This window comes from Wolbachia endosymbiont of Drosophila baimaii, from assembly GCF_028982185.1.
GTDB classification, from domain to species: Bacteria; Pseudomonadota; Alphaproteobacteria; order Rickettsiales; family Anaplasmataceae; genus Wolbachia; species Wolbachia pipientis.
In genome coordinates this window covers 1-2,812 of record NZ_JAPQLE010000133.1, presented here as the reverse complement: position 1 = coordinate 2,812, position 2,812 = coordinate 1, and the positions used below count along the sequence as shown (strand labels likewise).

Annotated in this window: 2 protein-coding genes; both read right to left on the bottom strand. The window is 35.5% G+C overall.

Annotated features, from left to right (window positions below; genetic code table 11):
• Positions 1–483 precede the first annotated feature (483 nt).
• Positions 484–1,371 carry an aspartate carbamoyltransferase catalytic subunit gene (locus OZD66_RS04780; RefSeq protein ID WP_015589239.1) on the bottom strand — a complete coding sequence of 296 codons (888 nt, stop codon included), beginning with the start codon at positions 1,369–1,371 and terminating at the stop codon, positions 484–486.
• A gap of 203 nt (positions 1,372–1,574) precedes the next feature.
• Positions 1,575–2,600 (bottom strand): Fe(3+) ABC transporter substrate-binding protein, encoded by a 1,026-nt coding sequence (locus tag OZD66_RS04775; protein ID WP_010082338.1) that lies wholly within the window; start codon positions 2,598–2,600, stop codon positions 1,575–1,577.
• Between the last annotated feature and the right edge of the window lie 212 nt (positions 2,601–2,812).

The following is a 2,812-nucleotide window of genomic DNA, read 5'->3' as shown; positions in this document are numbered from 1 at the left end:
GTGAGTGGTAGTGAAATTTCTTTTACTCAAATTTAGGTATTCACTGACCGTTCTTGTTATAAATACCAGAATAATAAGCTACTGATATTCGCTATCTTTTTTATCTTTAATCCATCATAGCTAGCGATGCAACAAAGCCCACTGGAATCCAGGTTGTAACCGTTCACGGATTGTGAGAATGAATAAAGAACTAAGCAGTCGTAACTTTTGGAAGGGATTTTGGCCATTGAGACGTGATGTCAAAAATATTGACAACATTCTTTCCACAAATCTTTCTCCATGTTCCGACCAGGTGAAAAAGCTGTTTTTACGATAGCCGTCTAATTTGCCGTTCTGCAAGGTTGTTGATTGACTTCAGGCTTTCGTAAAAACTTCCACACCATATCCTCGGCCTTAACATCTTAATGGCCATTCTCAAACCATTTACAAGCCTTGTCATTTCATGCCCCCCTTTTTGCATTAGTTGTGTAGCATCTTTTAATATTAGCAAGGCCTATAATAGTGCAACACTGCCTTACGTATTGCCAATCCAAATTCTACTTGCTGTAAAATAACACAATCTGCTACATCGCTGCTAATCTCAATCCCTCTATTTATTGGCCCTGGGTGCATAACAATCGCATCTGGTTTTGCGTATGATAGCTTTTGTAAATCAAGTCCATACAAATGAAAATATTCTTTCTCTGAAGAACTATTATTCATGCGCTCTTTCTGCAATCTCAAAAGCATAATTACGTCAGCATCCTTTATACCTTCAATTAATGAATAATGGACTGAATCTACTTCAGGAAAATGCTTACAAATCAAAGTTGGTGGTGCGACCAAGTTTATCTCTGCTCCAAACATTTTTAGCAACCTTATATTTGACCTTGCAACTCTGCTGTGCAGAATATCTCCACATATCACAACTTTGAGGTCCTTTATTTGCTTTTTGTGATTGCTGATTACAAGATAGTCTGCAAGAGCTTGAGTTGGATGTTCACTACTTCCATCGCCTGCATTGATTAGCGAGCAGTTAACATACTTTGCCAGTGTATTAATGATACCACTACTTTTATGCCTGATTATTATGTAATCAGGATTCATTGCATTTAATGTTTTGATCATGTCTTTTAGATCTTCTCCCTTGTTAATAGAAGAAGATCTTATTGGCAAAGTTACAACATTTGCTCCAAGGCTTTTTGCTGCTATTTCAAAAGACGCAAGTGTACGCGTTGAATCTTCAAAGAATAAATTTATTACTGTCTTATTTTCCAAGATATGACTATTTGCAACTTCTTTTTTAAGGTACTGGTTGGCCAACTTAGTTATATTTTCTACATCATCGACTGTAAGGTCTGAGATGTTTAACAAATTCCTTCTCTTGTTCATAGTTTCCTTTTCAACTACTTGAACCTATTCTACTTTCTTATTACCTTTTTTCAATAGACTTCTTGTGCAGCAATTGTTTTGGTGAAAGAACGGAAAAAGATAGTAAAGTCAAAATTAAGTTAGAAGGAAGAAAAAGTTCAGCGAGTCAAGAGTAAGGTATATTAGCATAAATCTTTCATCCCAATGTTTAGTGGCGCTGGGGATTACTTCCACTTACACTCATCCGCTATCATAACAGCCTCAAAAAGATGCTTCTCAAGTTCACTTAGAGGCAAATCACTTTGTGAATAATTTCCCCAAGATTTTAGTATATCGGAAGTTTCAACGCCTTCAATAATAGGATATTCTTGGTTTTTTTTAGCGTATAACTCTTGAGCCTGCTTGCTTACTAAAAATTCCAATAAGACTATAGCATTTTCCCTGTTTTTTGCGTTTTTTGTTACTGCTGCACCACTGATGTTTACCATTACACCGTGATCGTTGCGATTAGGAAAAAAAGCCCCTAGCTTGTCTGCAACATTCTTTTTATTTTCTGATGAAAGAATTCTCGCAAAGTAGTAGCTGTTTACTATTGCAACATCTCCCTCACCCGCTGCTACGGCGTAAATTTGATCAGTATCACCACCACTTGGTTTTCTTGCCATATTGCTCACAATTCCGCTTACCCATTCTTTCGTCTTTTCAAAACCATTATTTGCAATCATAAAAGCAATTAATGATCTGTTATATGGACTTGTAGAAGAACGCACTAATATTTTTCCTTTCCATTTTTCATTTGCTAAATCTTCATAAGTACTTAAGTCCTTAGGGTCTACTGACTCTTTATTGTAAACCAATATCCTAGCTCTTTTTGTAAGACCAAACCAATAATCTTCACTGTCTCTAAATCTTGCAGGTATAACACTTTTTAAAACCTCTGAATCTACTTGAGATAAAAGTCCTCTTTTTTTTGCTAGAATTAAGTTGATTGCATCAGCAGTCAAAAATAAGTCAGCTTCACCACCGTTTTCCATTCGTGAAAGTAGCTGAGAATAATCATCAATGATGTAACGTACTTTAATACCTGTATTTTTCGTGAATTCATCAAACAAAGTACGTACTAATTCTTCTTTGCGCGATGAATAAACATTTACCACTTGTGAGTCATTAGTTCCGTCGTTTCTGTATAAATAAGTAATAACTATCAATATAATTGCTATTAAGGATGTGAATATAAAGGCTTTTTTCATATTGGATAAAAAATAACTTCTTTCAGTTAAAGTTACCAAGATGGTACAACTTTAGCAAGTGTAAAGTTCGTTAGATAAATCATAAAAACTTCCTTGACAAGCTTCGCCAGCCCCCTTATTATAACCATACGCGTCAAGTTAAGAGATTGTGAGCAAATTTAGAGAGGTTAAAGTGGATACTCTAGCCCTTCTGCGTTTGTCTTTTAATGAAA

What these genes read in the sequence shown, in the direction of transcription:
- OZD66_RS04780 (WP_015589239.1), bottom strand. Translation starts at nt 1,371, where the DNA reads ATGAACAAGAGAAGGAATTTGTTAAACATCTCAGACCTTACAGTCGAT.
- OZD66_RS04775 (WP_010082338.1), bottom strand. Translation starts at nt 2,600, where the DNA reads ATGAAAAAAGCCTTTATATTCACATCCTTAATAGCAATTATATTGATA.